This is a genomic window from Rhodococcus sp. JCM 9793 (assembly GCF_055380405.1).
The window spans coordinates 895726-908850 of sequence record NZ_AP043721.1 but is presented as its reverse complement, the minus strand read 5'-3'; the positions used below and the strand labels follow the sequence as shown (position 1 = coordinate 908850).

At 63.8% G+C, this 13125-nt stretch carries 12 protein-coding genes and 1 pseudogene; 6 read left to right on the top strand and 7 right to left on the bottom strand.

The window, feature by feature from the left end; translation table 11 throughout:
• Positions 1-2: 2 nt before the first annotated feature.
• Complete coding sequence (locus ACZ46K_RS06430) at positions 3-800, bottom strand: SDR family NAD(P)-dependent oxidoreductase (protein ID WP_132474254.1); 798 nt, start codon at positions 798-800, stop codon at positions 3-5.
• 135 nt (positions 801-935) lie between these two features.
• On the opposite strand from ACZ46K_RS06430, the gene ACZ46K_RS06425 reads away from it, so the two are divergent.
• A complete protein-coding gene (locus ACZ46K_RS06425) occupies positions 936-1655 on the top strand; it encodes a TetR/AcrR family transcriptional regulator (protein WP_054713041.1) in 720 nt (239 codons plus the stop codon).
• Positions 1656-1677: 22 nt separating this feature from the next.
• On the opposite strand, the gene ACZ46K_RS06420 is transcribed toward ACZ46K_RS06425, so the two are convergent.
• Positions 1678-2070: a pyridoxamine 5'-phosphate oxidase family protein gene (locus tag ACZ46K_RS06420; protein WP_054713040.1), complete on the bottom strand. Its 393-nt coding sequence runs from the start codon at positions 2068-2070 to the stop codon at positions 1678-1680.
• A gap of 92 nt (positions 2071-2162) precedes the next feature.
• Here ACZ46K_RS06420 and ACZ46K_RS06415 point away from each other — a divergent pair, with 92 nt between their 5' ends.
• The 4 genes and pseudogenes from ACZ46K_RS06415 to ACZ46K_RS06400 all read left to right on the top strand — a co-directional run.
• Positions 2163-3395: an amidohydrolase family protein gene (locus ACZ46K_RS06415; protein ID WP_054805025.1), complete on the top strand. Its 1233-nt coding sequence runs from the start codon at positions 2163-2165 to the stop codon at positions 3393-3395.
• Positions 3396-3444: 49 nt separating this feature from the next.
• Complete coding sequence (locus tag ACZ46K_RS06410) at positions 3445-4746, top strand: amidohydrolase family protein (RefSeq protein ID WP_464747240.1); 1302 nt, start codon at positions 3445-3447, stop codon at positions 4744-4746.
• A 29-nt stretch (positions 4747-4775) separates the two neighbouring features.
• On the top strand, positions 4776-5768 hold the full coding sequence (locus ACZ46K_RS06405; RefSeq protein ID WP_054805024.1) for a Rieske 2Fe-2S domain-containing protein: 993 nt from the start codon (positions 4776-4778) through the stop codon (positions 5766-5768).
• A pseudogene (locus tag ACZ46K_RS06400) lies at positions 5735-6121 on the top strand (isochorismatase family protein); the annotation flags it as partial. The gene ACZ46K_RS06405 and the pseudogene ACZ46K_RS06400, both read left to right, overlap by 34 nt.
• Before the next feature lie 95 nt (positions 6122-6216).
• On the opposite strand, the gene ACZ46K_RS06395 reads toward ACZ46K_RS06400, so the two are convergent.
• From ACZ46K_RS06395 to ACZ46K_RS06385, 3 genes are read right to left on the bottom strand one after another with little or no spacing between them, the layout of a single operon-like run.
• A complete protein-coding gene (locus ACZ46K_RS06395; RefSeq protein ID WP_054805032.1) occupies positions 6217-7044 on the bottom strand; it encodes an NAD(P)-binding domain-containing protein in 828 nt (275 codons plus the stop codon).
• 8 nt (positions 7045-7052) lie between these two features.
• Positions 7053-7901, bottom strand: coding sequence for a mycofactocin-coupled SDR family oxidoreductase (locus ACZ46K_RS06390; RefSeq protein WP_464747238.1), 849 nt, complete (start codon positions 7899-7901; stop codon positions 7053-7055).
• A 35-nt stretch (positions 7902-7936) separates the two neighbouring features.
• Positions 7937-9475, bottom strand: coding sequence for an aldehyde dehydrogenase family protein (locus ACZ46K_RS06385; RefSeq protein ID WP_054809645.1), 1539 nt, complete (start codon positions 9473-9475; stop codon positions 7937-7939).
• A 95-nt stretch (positions 9476-9570) separates the two neighbouring features.
• Here ACZ46K_RS06385 and ACZ46K_RS06380 point away from each other — a divergent pair, with 95 nt between their 5' ends.
• Positions 9571-10791 carry a CaiB/BaiF CoA transferase family protein gene (locus tag ACZ46K_RS06380; protein WP_054809644.1) on the top strand — a complete coding sequence of 407 codons (1221 nt, stop codon included), beginning with the start codon at positions 9571-9573 and terminating at the stop codon, positions 10789-10791.
• 63 nt (positions 10792-10854) lie between these two features.
• On the opposite strand, the gene ACZ46K_RS06375 is transcribed toward ACZ46K_RS06380, so the two are convergent.
• Both ACZ46K_RS06375 and ACZ46K_RS06370 read right to left on the bottom strand, forming a co-directional pair.
• A complete protein-coding gene (locus tag ACZ46K_RS06375; RefSeq protein WP_054805022.1) occupies positions 10855-12042 on the bottom strand; it encodes an acyl-CoA dehydrogenase family protein in 1188 nt (395 codons plus the stop codon).
• A gap of 11 nt (positions 12043-12053) precedes the next feature.
• Entirely contained in the window at positions 12054-13121 is a 1068-nt protein-coding gene (locus ACZ46K_RS06370) for an acyl-CoA dehydrogenase family protein (protein ID WP_464747236.1), read from the bottom strand.
• Between the last annotated feature and the right edge of the window lie 4 nt (positions 13122-13125).

The window sequence follows — 13125 nt, the reverse complement described above, 5'->3', positions numbered from 1 at the left end:
GCTCAGGTGAAGTCGGACCCACCGTCGATGTTGATATTTGCTCCGGTGATGTACGAGTTGCGCTGCGAGACGAGGAACGCCACCAACGGGCCCACTTCGTCCGGCAGACCCGCCCGTGGCATCTGCGACGGGTGTCCGAAATGTGTTCCTATAGCATCCATCAGGGCGTACGGATCGGTCGATTCGACACCCACCGACCTCGCCCATTCCCTCAGCGACGGCGTCACGATCGTTCCGGGTGAGACGACGTTGACCAGAATCTCTTCGGGCGCCAGCAGCTGCGACAGATTCTTCGACGCACTGGTCAACATTGCCTTCGCTGCAGTGTAGGCGACGAGCGGAACGCTCTGTCTCTGAGTGGATTGCGCAGAAAAGTTGACGACGCGCGCCCACTTTGCGGAACGCAGGAGCGGGAGGGCGGATCTGACACAGCGCACCATCGACATCACGCCGTCCTCGACGGCGTCGTGCCATTGGTCGTCGGTCAGGACGTCGAATGCCCCCTGCGCATTCGGCCCCACGGTGTTGACCAGCACGTTGAGTTCACCGCCCCAACGCTTTCCGAGCTCATCGAAGAGGCCGATCACGGCCTGCCCATCACGTACGTCGGCCACGAGCCCGACCGCATCTGGGCTCCCGCATTCGGACAAGTTCGCTGCGGCACGCTCGACATCGGCACGCGACCGGCCGGCGACCGCAACGCGCGCACCCTCCTGCGCAAGGCATTGAGCGGACGCAAATCCCATCCCACGGCTGCCACCCACGACAACCGCTGCAGCACCGCCGAGTCCGAGATCCATCGTGCCCCTCATCTACCGATACGCCGTAACTTATGCAGATACCGTATCTTATACGGTAAGCATATCTACAGTAGAGAACATGGGGAGACGGCTCGCCCGAGCATCCCGGACGTAACCTGTAAGGCGGTACCCGACATGGCGAAGCGAACCCGGCTCGAGCGAGGGTCCCTCAATCCCGATGACATCCTCAGGGGCGCATTCGAACTCGCCGAGGAGGTCACCGTCGACAATCTGAGCATGCCAATGCTGGCACGATACCTCGACATCGGCGTGACCAGCATCTACTGGTACTTCCGCAAGAAGGACGACCTTCTCACCGCGATGGCCGACCGCGTACTGCGCGACTCCATGCGGTCCATGCCTCTCGTCGAGGCCTCGAATTGGCGCGACACGCTGCGAGCCCACGCACGAACTGTTCGTCGCACGATCCTCGACCGACCGATCCTGTGCGACCTCGTTCTGATCCGCCCATCCTTGAGCTCCAATGCAGCTCGGCTCGGCGCGCTGCACAATGAGAACGTGATCACCAGCCTCGTCGAATCCGGCTTCACCCTGGCCGACGCGGTGAACATCTACTCTGCCGTGCAATTGCACGTGCACGGCATGGTTGTCCTCCAACGACTCCAGGAGAAGAACCGGCAGTCCGAGGAACCCTCGGGTGCGTATTACGAGATCTTGTCGATCTCCCCTGAGACCACTCCCCTGCTTGCAGAGGCGAGCGAGAGTGGCCTGCAGAGCGGCGAACCCAACGACCGGAACTTCGAGTACGGACTGGACTGCATCCTCGACCACGCTGCAAGAGTGCTCATTTCACAGAAAGACTGGGGCGCGGTCCCCGCGTCGCCGAATCGATGATCGCGGCAGGCCTCCTGTCGATTCATTTCGCTGTGAAACGGGTGGCGTCGAGGATCATCACAACGCGGTCGTCGACATCGTCGGGCGGTTGCAGGTCGGGTTGCCCGTAGCGTTTCCCCAGCGACAGGTAGAACGAGCCGTCGTGGTCGCCCTGCACTGTCACCAGCCAACCGCGTACCTCGAGGCACCGCGCGGGCTCGTCCGGGTCGGTGATCAGGAACGAGTAGTTGGGATTCGCTTGAAGACTCACGAACTTCTTGCGAGGAATAGTGTGGCTCACCCTCAGATGTGCACCATCCCAGATAAATCGCATCGGAGACAGACTCGGCGACCCATCGGGACTGACGGTACCGAGCACACCGACGATCGGCCGTTCGAGAAGGTCCTCGTAACCGGGAGGCACTTTCGACATCATGACCCCAAGTTACCGTAATGCCGACTGTTGACATAACCGTTGCGCGCTGCGAGGCTCGAATTCACGAGCGGGCACGAACGAGGAGACTGCGCATGACAACGTCCGATGGTGCACCGATCTTCGATGCCGACACACACATGTACGAGACGTCCGAAGCCCTCACGAGGTACCTCCCCGACAAGTACACGAACGCCGTCCAGTACGTACAGATCGGTCGTCGCACGCGCCTCGCCATCAACGGTAAGATCACCGACTTCATCCCGAACCCCACCTTCGACCGGGTCGCAGCACCGGGCGCCCACGAGAAGTTCTTCGCCGGCGAGAACGCCGACGGACTCACACTCCGCGAAATGCAAGGGTCCGCCATCGACTGCCCACCCGCCACTCGCGGTCCGGACGAACGACTCGCCGAGATGGACCGGCAGGGAGTGCGGGAATCACTGGTCTTCCCCACTCTCGCCAGCCTCGTCGAACACTCGTCCGCCGACGATCCGGAACTGACACTCGCAATCGTTCACGCCTTGAACCGGTGGATGCTCGAGCACTGGGGCTTCGACCACCACGGCAGAGTGTTCACCACTCCAGTGATCAACTGCGCCGAGGTGGACGGCGCCCGACGCGAGCTCGCATACCTCGTCGAAAACGGGGCGAAGGTCGCGCTGATCAAGCCCGCTCCGGTCAAAGGTCTCCACGGCTGGCGCTCTCCCGCACTCCCCGAGTTCGACCCCTTCTGGCATGACGTGGAAGTGGCCGGCCTCCCGATCGCGCTTCACGCGAGCCAGCCGCCACTCGACGAATACGTCAACAAGTGGGAGCCCCCGAACACCCAGAGCTTCATGGCCATGAGCGCATTTCGCTGGCTTGCTCTCGGGCACCGGGAGATCTCCGACATGCTCGGCAGCCTGATCTGCCACGGAACCCTCACGCGCTTCCCGAAGCTGCGGATCGCCAGCGTGGAGAACGGAAGCTCGTGGATCCGGCCGCTGTTCCACGACCTCGAGGATCTGACGAAGAAGATGCCGCAGAACTTCCCGGAAGATCCGCTCGAGGTATTCCGTCGCAACGTCTGGGTCAGCCCCTTCTGGGAAGGGTCGGTGGCAGATGTCGTCGACATGGTCGGCTGGGACAAGGTCATGTTCGGATCCGACTACCCGCATCCCGAAGGCCTTCCCGAACCCAAGGGGTATTGGAAGTACGCGGAAGGAATGGATCGCCGCCGGACGTGGGATTTCATGGGCGACAACGCTCGCCGCTTCATGGGCCTCTCTATCGCGAACCCGGATCCGGATGCCGCCGATCCGCCGACGCTCGCCACAGCAAGGTAGTCGCCCACGAAACGCAAGACCTCGCGCACGGCCCTCGGAAGGAACGAGCATGGACAAGAACGACATGACCCTGGTCAGCGTCGACGACCACATCATCGAACCACCCGATATGTTCGCCAACCACCTCCCCAAGAAGTACGCGGACGACGCACCGCGCCTGGTGCACATGGACAACGGCGCAGACATGTGGAAGTTCCGCGACAGGATCATCCCGAACGTCGCACTCAATGCCGTCGCCGGTCGCCCCAAGGAGGAGTACGGCCTCGAGCCCGAAGGCCTCGATGAGATCCGGCCGGGATGTTACGACGTCCACGAACGCGTCAAGGATATGAACGCGGGCGGTGTTCTGGCGCAGATGAACTTCCCGTCGTTCCCCGGCTTCGCCGCTCGCCTGTTCGCGACCGAGGACTCCGACTTCTCGCTCGCGTTGGTGCAGGCCTACAACGACTGGCACCTCGAAGAGTGGTGTGGCGCGTACCCCGGCCGATTCATCCCGATGGGCCTGCCGGTGATCTGGGACGCCGAACTGTGCGCTCAGGAGGTCCGGCGCCTCGCGAAGAAGGGGGTGCACTCCCTCACCTTCACCGAGAATCCGGCCGCGCTCGGATACCCGAGCTTCCATGACGAATACTGGAATCCGTTGTGGAAGGCTCTCGTCGACACCGATATGGTGCTGTCGATCCACATCGGATCCTCGGGCAAGCTCTCGATCCCCTCGACGGATTCGCCGCCCGATGTCATGATCACGCTCCAGCCGATGAACATCGTGAACGCCGCCGCAGATCTTCTGTGGTCGCGCCCGGTCAAGGAATACAAAGACCTCAAAATCGCGCTCTCCGAAGGTGGCACGGGTTGGATCCCGTATTTCCTCGAACGCGTCGACCGCACCTTCGAGATGCATTCGACGTGGACGCTGCAGGACTTCGAAGGAAAGCTTCCCAGCGAGGTGTTTCGAGAGCATTTCCTCACGTGCTTCATCAGCGACCCGCTCGGCGTCACACTTCGTCACAAGATCGGGATCGACAACATCGCGTGGGAAATGGATTATCCGCACAGTGATTCGATGTGGCCGGGTGCGCCCGAGGAGTTGAGCGGCGTGTTCGCCGACGACCACGTTCCGGACGGCGAGATCGACAAGATGACCCACTTGAACGCGATGCGCTGGTTCTCGTTCGACCCGTTTGCCCATGTACCCCGTGAACAGGCCACTGTGGGAGCCCTACGGGCGGCAGCGGAAGGTCACGATGTGAGTATCCGTGCGTTGAGCCATCATCAGACGAGCGCCGAAGAAAAGCTCGCGGCGTGGGAACAGCAGATCAGCGCAGCCTCCCAGATGCAGCGCTCGAGCTGAATTCCTCCGGCCCGGCAAAGGAGTATCCGTTGGAAGTACCGTTCACGTGGAAGGTCACGGGCTGGTTCGTGATCGGCTGGTCGGAGGAGTTCGAAGCCGGACAGAGCCGTGCCCTGCACTACTTCGGGGAGGGACTCGTCGCCTACCGCGACGATGCCGATGAACTGCACGTCATGACCGGGCACTGCCGTCATCTCGGCGCGCACCTCGGACACGGCGGAAAAGTGGTGGGCGACTGCATCGAATGTCCGTTCCATGGTTGGCGGTGGGGGCCGGACGGGAGCAACCGCTACATTCCGTACGACCCCGACCGCCCCAACAAGGCATTGAAGCTGCGGGTCTATCCCATTCGGGAGCAGCACGGAATCGTGTACATGTGGCATCAGCCGGCCAGGAAACCTCCACAGTGGGAACTGCCCGATCCGTTCACCAAGTTCCCCGAAATCACCGCCGGCCCAGACAACTACTACCGCATCTATCCGGAGTTCTCACGCCGCGCGGAGTACGAGCCGGTGCATCCACAGATCGTGGCCGAGAACGGACCGGACAGCGCCCATTTCCGATATGTGCACGGCGCCAGTGTGACTCCAGTGTCGCTAGGATGGGAAGCCGTCGACAACGAGTGGCAGTTCCTCACCGGCTGGCCCGATGAGACCAGCGACGATACCGATAAGATGGCGCTTCGCATTCATAGCCACTTCTCCGGTCTGGGATACGCGATGAGCGCGTTCGAAGGTGCCCAGAACTACCGGCTGATCTTCGCCTGCACCCCCGTCGACGACGGGCATTCCGACCTCTTCTATTCGATCTGGTGGCCTCGCAACGACGGTCACGACTCCGACGTTCCACCGAAGGACGTTCAGGAGAAGGTCGAGCGTCGATTCCTCCACACCGTCTTCGAAGACCTCGGCATCTGGCGCCATCAGGTCTACGTCGAGAATCCCCCGCTCGGTCGCGTCGACGCCAAGCCGTACATGGCGATGCGTCGGTGGGCGACGCAGTTCTACGAGACCCGCGCGTGAGCGCGCCGACGCTGAAAGACCTTCTGAATCCGGACCGCACGGCAATCGTCACGCAGGAACTGCAGGGCGCCGTCGTCGGTCCGGATTCAGGCATGGCAGAACTCGCACACGAGGCGAGACGTCATGCCCTCCCCAACATCGGCCGCCTGCTTCCCGTCGCCCGCGACGCGGGTGTTCGTGTGGTGCATTGCCTGGTACACCGTCGTGACGACAATCAGGGCTCGAACGACAACGCAAAGCTCTTCGCGATCGGACGCCACACCACCTCCATGGCCCCGGGGAGCTCGGGAGCCTCCCTTCTGCCGGAACTCGGGCCGGCACCGTCCGACTTGGTGTTGACCCGCATGCACGGTCGATGATCGACCACACGTTGAGCGTGCTCGCGACCATCACCACCACCGACAACATCCTCTCGATGTGGAGCGGTGACGCGTCTCGCGACGCCGGCTCACCCCTGTGAGTGGGCGACGAGTCCGGCAATGGGACCACCTGCCACCACAGAAGCAAGCCAGCCCAGATCGACGCCTGCATCCTCGGCTGCCGCGGTACATGCGGCGACATCTTTCCGCAGGAACGGTGACGCGAACTCGTCGAACGTCTCGACACCGCCGACCTTTCCGATCGACGCGAGGGCATGGCTTCTGCCGCTGCACAACGCAATCGCGGCGAGTAGCTCACGACTTCCGATACCGAGACGGTCGCCGAGTTCTACTGCTGCCGCGGCAAGTTGAGCGTTCGCCGCGAAGAGCAGATTGTTGACCAACTTCAAGTTCAGTGCGCTGCCGAATCGACCGGTCCTGATGATCGGATCGGCATATGCGCCCACCGCCGCTACCACGCGATCCAGCACCGCATTCTCCCCGCCCATGAGCACGGTCAGTTTGCCCGCGGCAATGTCCTCTGCCGATCCGCTCACCGGCGCATCGACGAGTACCGGCCCGCCGGGGTGGTCGGCGCGGATCTTCTCGAGAGTGCCGACGGTGCCCGTCGTGTGCGACACGACGACCGCGTTGTCCTTCGCGTTCGCCATGAAACCGTCCGGCCCCGCGGCCAGTTCCGTCAACTGCGCATCCGAGAACAGGCACACAACGAGAATGTCGGCCTGCCGAGCCACATCCGCGACCGAATCGGCGAGGTACGCACCCGCAACGCCGAGACGCATGCGCACCTCTTCCCTGCGGGCGTAGATGCGGACGTCGTGCCCCGCGCCGAGGAGTCTGCGGACCATGGGCTCACCCATCTGGCCGGCTCCGAGAAATCCGATGATGTCGGTCATGGTGGTATTCATCCCTTCCAGGGCACGGACTTCACATAGCCACCCGCGTCGATCCGCAGCTGCGTGCCGGTGATGAAGCGCGATGCGTCGCTGGCGAGGAACAGAACTGCCTCGGAGACGTCCGACGGCTCGATGTACGGCACGCGCATCGCCTGCATGGCAGGAAATGCCAACTCGGCCTCTTCCCTCGTCGGATGCTCGAGATCGGGTCGGAACACCCGGTACATCCCCTCGTTGTGGAGCATGTCGGTGTTCACGTTCGTCGGGTGCACAGCGTTGATGCGGATGTCCTTCTTCGCCAGCTGCACTGCGAGATCGTTGACGTAGCGCGCCACCATCTGCTTCGCGAGGCTGTACGCCGAGCCGCCCGGTCCCTGGTTGGTCGCGCTGCCCAGTTGAGCGGCCAGGGAACCGGTCGCGATGATCGACGCCCCCGCGCCGAGGTGCGGGATGCTGCCCTGGACGACGTTGAACACCCCGGCCAGATCGGTGTCGATCGTGTCGGACCAGGACTGCAATGTCTGCCCGTCACCCATCGGGCAGATTCCCGCGTTGGCAACGACGATGTGGAGTCCGCCGAGTTCGCTCACTCCGCCGGCGATCGCGTTCCACACGTCGCGGCGTTCACGTACATCGGCGACCACGGTGTGGACACGAACTCCCTCCTTCTCGACGAGGCGGGCCGTCTCCTCCAGATCCTCCCGTCTCGCCAGCGGGTAGGTGTTGCCCTCGAGGTCGGCGCAGAGGTCGAGGGCGATGATGCTCGCGCCCTCGGCCGCGAGGTGGAGCGCATGCGACCTCCCTTGTCCGCGTGCTGCTCCCGAGACCAGTGCGACCTTACTGTCGAGCTTGCCCATCCGTGTACCTTTCGTCGCCGATACGTGAATCGTCTTCATGCACGTCGGGGAACCCGCGCGGCGAGGGTCTTGGTTTCGAGGTACTGTTCGAAACCTTCTATCCCGCACTGCCTCCCGATACCGCTGTTCTTGAAGCCACCGAAAGGTGCGTCGGCGCCGTAGAACATGCCACCGTTGATACCGATTGCGCCGGTGCGCACGCGACGTGCGATGGCCTCGCCTCGTTCGAACGAGTCCGTCATGACTGCACCGGCAAGGCCGAACGGACTGTCGTTGGCGAGCCTGATCGCCTCGTCGTCGGTGGCGAAGGGAATCAGGATTGCGACCGGCCCGAAGATCTCGTCCTGCGCGATAGCCTCGCTGTTGTCGACGCCTTTCACAAGGGTCGGCGCCACAAAGTGGCCGCCGCGCAGATGCTCGTCCAGGCCGTCCACCTCGCCTCCACCGACGAGGAACTGCGCACCGTCGATGCGCGCCTGCTCGAGCATGCTGAGCACCTTCTGTTTCTGGGCGTCGCTGATGAGTGGGCCGACGAATGTCCCTGCTGCCGCCGGGTCGCCGACCGGAAGCTGCCGGTATGCCTCGGCCGCTCCGGCCGACAGATCATCGAACAGCGACTCGTGCACGAGGATTCGGGTGTTGACCGCGCAAGCCTGACCCGCATGGGAGCACGCGCCGATCGTCGCCATGATCGCCTTCGACAGGTCGGCGCCGTCGGTGACGATGAGAGCCGATTTTCCCCCGAGTTCCAGGAACGTCCGCTTCATCGTGTCGGCTGCTCGGCGCATCAAGGCGCGGCCGACCGCGGTGGATCCAGTGAAGGAAAGGAGGTCGACGCGCGGGTCGTCGGCGAGCAGACCTGCAACGTCGTTGTCGGGGGTGGTCACCACGTTGAACACCCCGGCTGGGATGTCGGTCTTTTCTGCGACGAGCCTGCCGAGGCGTGCCGCGTTCCACGGCGTGTTCGGATCCGGTTTGAGAACCACGGTATTTCCTGCGGCGAGAGCCGGGCCCATCTTGTTGAGGATCACCTCGATCGGATAGTTCGACGGCGTGATCGCCGCAACCACCCCCACCGCTTCCTTGACCACGGTGCGGATGTTTCGCTGCCCGAACAGACCCCCGCCGTCGAGGATCCGCTCCCATTCGAACTCATCGATCAACGCTGCCGGGTAGCGGAGGGATTCCGACAGCGGCCAGTCCAGTTGCGCATCGGCCGTGGCCATCACCGGGCATCCGACCTCGGCCACGAGTTCGTCTCGCAGGTCTTCCTTCTCTGCCTCGATCGCGGTCTGGAGTTGCTCGAGGCAGCGCCGTCGCAGGGCGCGGTCGGTCGACCATGAGGTCTCATCGAATGCGCGACGTGCCGCGCCGATCGCTCGGTTCATGTCGTGTGCGGTCGCCGCGGCGGCGTCGCCGAGTACGAGTCCGGTGGCGGGACTGAGATTTCGATACGTCGCACCGTTCGTCGCCTCGGTCAGCACTCCGTCGATGAGCAATCGGGTCTCCGCCCGCTGCGCGACGCGCCGCCCCAATTCCACGCTCGTGATCTCGGGGCTGTCGACCTCACTCATGCATCCTCCTCAACCGGAACCGGATGACTAACTGTAATCTATACAGTAATCTTCCGGGAAGCTGTACAGCCCGACTTTGCGAGAAGGGAACGTCGATGTCCGATCTCCTCAACGGTGTCACTGTGGTGGAACTCGCCTCCTGGACGTACGTGCCGAGCGCCGGCGTCGTACTCCGCGACTGGGGCGCCGACGTCATCAAGATCGAAGACACCCGGGGCGGCGACCCATGCCGCTACCTGACGGTCGGCGGTCTCGATCCCGCGGAATCCCGGGTGAAGGCCAACTTCATGATGGAGATCGGAAACCACGGAAAACGCAGCATCGCAATCGACATCAAGACACCGGAGGGGCGCGAGATCTTCGCCAAGCTCATCGCGAAGGCCGATGTCCTCCTGACCAACTGGCTCCCCGGCGCGCTCGAACGCGCCGATCTCTCGGTCGAGACCCTCCGTTCGTTCAACCCGAACGTGATCATCGCGCGCGGAAGCGGCCAGGGCCCGCTCGGCCCCGACCGCGACAAGGGCGGGTTCGACGCCTCCGGGTACACGGCACGCGCAGGCGTTGCCTATGCACTCACACCGGACGGTCAGGAGTTTCCGTTCGCGCAGGGCCCCGCATTCGGCGACCTGCAGGGCGGCAGCACCCTCGCTGGCGGCATCGTCGCAGCACTCTTCCATCGGGAACGGACCGGAGTGGCACGCACGGTCGACGGATCGCTTCTTGCCCAAGGAATGTGGGCCGTGGCACCTGACATCTGCGCGGCCGACTACTACGGAATCGACCGCATTCCGGCCTACTCCCAGGGGGAAGCTCCGAATCCTGTGGTGAATCGCTACAAGACCCGCGACGGCCGGTGGCTCCAACTCGTGTTCCTGCAGGCCGACCGCTTCTGGCACGGATTCTGCGAACGGATCGGGCATCCCGAACTCGCAGTCGACGAACGATTCACCCCACTCGCCAATCTCGTCGCCAACAAAGACGAAGCGACAACCATTCTGCGGGCGATCTTCGCCGACCGCGATCTTGCCGAGTGGCAGAAAATCCTCGCCGACGAGCCAGGTGTGTGGGCGCCGCTCGCGACCCCTGCCGAGGTGCTCGACGACCAGCAGGCCGTCGCCAACGGCTATTTGATGAGCGTCGCCGATGAGGACGGTGAAGTATTCAAGACGGTCGCAGCCCCGATCCAGTTCGACGAGACCCCCGCGAAACCAGGACGCTCACCCGAACACGGCGAACACACCGACCAGATCCTCGAAGAGTTGGGGATGACCTGGGACGACATCATCGCGGCGAAGGTCGCCGGAGCCGTCCTGTAAACCGACAGTAGAACGCCGGCGTGGCCGCATCGGCCGCGCCGGCGTTGTGCCGTAGCCGGGCCTTCAGCTCTTGACCGGCGCGTACACCGGTCGACCCAAGCCGAGCACATACTGCGCGATCATGTTGCGAAACACTTCCAGTGTGCCGCCGTAGATTCCGCACAGCGGCGCCCACCGATACAGGTACTCGCTCGCTCCCTCGTCGATCGCCCCATCGGCATCTGTCGGCAGCACAGACGCGGATCCCAGGATGTCCATGAGTTCGGGTGCGACGTCGCGCATCGTCTGTGCGATCGCGACACGGCCGTACATGTTGGGCGTACTGAGCGCCATCTCGATCCGGGCGACGGCCCTGCCCAGGCGGTCGGCAACGGCACCGTCGTCGATTCGCCTCTGCCCGTCGTTCCCCGGCCGCCCCACGATGGCCGCGACCTTGTCGACCGCCGTGCCCATGAACATGCCCTGGTGCTGGAGGATCGCGATGTCGTCGAGACCGTCGGTGGCCGCGTCGACGACCCCGTGCTCCGCATCGAGCGGCCCGCGCAACACCGCCCACCCTCCGTTGACGTCCCCGAGCCGGTACTTGTCGGAGATGCGCACATCGTTGTAGTAGACGATGTTGGTGCGGTCGCCATCCACCGTCCGCAGGCCCTGGATCTCGATACCAGCAGTATCGAGCGGAACGAGGAACATGGTCAGGCTCTTGTGTTTCCGCTCCGCGTTCGAATCGGTGTTGGTGATGAGAAAGACGTACCGGCAGTTGTGCGCGCCGGTCGTGAACATCTTGGCACCGTTGATCACCCAGTCGTCGCCGTCGCGCACCGCTTTGGTCTTGGACGTCGCGATATCCGAACCGCCGTCGGGCTCGGTGTATCCGAGGCACATGCGCACGTGGCCGCTGAACACTCCGGGCATCACTTCGGCACGTAACTCCGGGGAACCGTATGCCTCGACGGAATGTGAGACCAGAATGGTGGTTCCCCACGTCACCCATGGGGCGTGCACACGTCGACGTTCGAGGGCCCAGATGCGGCTCTCGACGCGGGAGAAGCCGCCGTCCTCCGGCTTGCGGTACTCACGTTCGAGGTACCCGGCCTCTCCCATCGCGAGGTGGACGCCCTCGTCGAAGTTGTCGCCGGTCTCTCGATCACGTCTGCGCACTTCGTCGGTGACGTGCTTGTCGAGAAACGTACGAATCTCGTCAAGGAACGCCTGTTCGTCTGCGGCCAGTTCCACTCGTGAGAAATCCATGTTCGTCTCCTCTATACCGCAGCCAGCGCCGCATCGGCACTCGCGGACCGCTTCTGTGCCACCACCCGAGCCACGTGTCGCGTGGTGTCGGACAGGTCGCCGCCGGCCAGCGGCCACCCGCGCGCCCGTACCAGATACGAACTCGCCGCAGCCTCCGTCGACACCCCCAGACCACCCTGGACCTGAACGGCCATCGTCGCGGCCCGCGGCGCATCTTCCGCCATGAAGACGAAGACCGCACCCGGCAGTTCCGGCCGAACGTCCGGCTCGTTCTCCAGGAACCAGGCGGCCTTACGTGCCAGTGCTCGTCCGCCTTCCACGACGACGGCCATGTTCGCCAGCGGATGCGAGATGCCCTGCAGCGAGGAGATAGGAACGCCCAGCGTGTACCGGGTCTTCGCGAATTCGGCGGCGATGCGCATCGTCTGTTCCACAAGACCCACCAGGGCCGACGCGGTCAGCAGGCGCCATTCGTCGAGAGCGCGGCCCCACTCTGCGATGGCGGTGGGGCCACTCGCCAGAACCGTCCGGTGCGGTGCGTCGGCGGGGTCGACCCACGCCATCGGCAGCTTCCCGAGGTTTTCGACGCGCTCCGGGGCCCGGTCGAACGTGAGGAGCACTACGTCGTCTCCGTCGCGCACGATGAGGTCGTCGGCGGTCGATGCGGTGGGGATCAGCCGTCGGCCCGTCCGGTCACCGAGGTGCGGATCGAGTCCGACGATGCGCTTACCCGACGCGATCACACCGAGTTCATCGATGTCCAACCGAGCGAGAAGCCTTGCAGCACAGACATGATCAATCCACGGGACCGGAGCCAGATATCTGCCCACTTCCTCGGCGACAAGGGTCAGATCGACCAGCGTCGCTCCGTCGCCGCCGGCTTCTTCCGGAAGAGCCATCGTCGTCGCGCCGGTCGCGCAGAGCCTCTCCCACAGGGCACGGTCGAATCCGTCGGCCTCGTTGGCGTGCACAGTCTCGATCGTGCAGTGGGTTTCGAAGAATTTCGCGTACGCGTTCTGCAGATCCAGTTGGTCTTCGCTCAGGCTGTAATCCTCGCGCCGCAGCTCGTACCGATCCATCTCT